Annotated in this window: 1 protein-coding gene and 1 pseudogene; both read left to right on the top strand. The window is 74.6% G+C overall.

Translation table 11 applies throughout. From position 1 onward, the window contains the following. Positions 1-393, top strand: a pseudogene (locus IE172_RS34565) (DUF2637 domain-containing protein); the annotation flags it as partial. A 19-nt stretch (positions 394-412) separates the two neighbouring features. After that, positions 413-604: a mobile element transfer protein gene (locus tag IE172_RS17035; RefSeq protein ID WP_019527587.1), complete on the top strand. Its 192-nt coding sequence runs from the start codon at positions 413-415 to the stop codon at positions 602-604. Positions 605-621 lie beyond the last annotated feature (17 nt).

The raw sequence follows: 621 nt of genomic DNA, 5'->3' as shown, positions 1-621 counted from the left end.
GTCCCGGCCTGGCTGCGCATCCTCGTCGCCGCCTGGCCCGCCCTGGCCTTCATGGGCGGCACCCTCCTCGCCCACTCACCCACTCGGCAGGAGCCGGAAGCGCCGGCACCCTCCGCCCCGGACCCGGAGCATGAGCCCGAACCGGTCACCGCTGCTGAGCCGGACCCGGAACCTCAAGCCGTAGTGGTCCCGGCGGCCGAGGAAGCCCCGGCGCTGCCCACCGCGAAGCCCCGTCCGGTGGTGCCGGTCCCGGCCGCGCTGGTCGACCACGCCCGCAAGGTCGCCGCCGACCACCAGCTGCGCACCGGCTCCCGGATCGACACCGACACCCTCCGCGCCCGCCTCGGCGTCCCGCCCCAGCTCGCGGACGCCATCGCCGCCCAGCTCACCTGACCCGAGAGGAGACCCCGTCATGCCCGCTCGCGACTTCTTCCACTCCGTGATGCGGATCGGCCCGGTGCAGATCGGCACCCACCGCGACCGCAACGGCCAGACCAAGCACGCCGCCGTGTGCAGCTCTGACGGCTGCGGCTGGTCCGCCGACTACTCCAGCCAGTCCGCCGCCCAGCTCGCCGCCCGCACCCACCGCTGCAAGGTCCGCTAGGAGGCCACCCCATGGAT

The sequence above is a fragment of the Streptomyces griseoflavus genome, assembly GCF_014649995.1.
Lineage (GTDB): Bacteria > Actinomycetota > Actinomycetes > Streptomycetales > Streptomycetaceae > Streptomyces > Streptomyces griseoflavus.
This window is presented reverse-complemented; position numbering and strand designations above follow the sequence as displayed.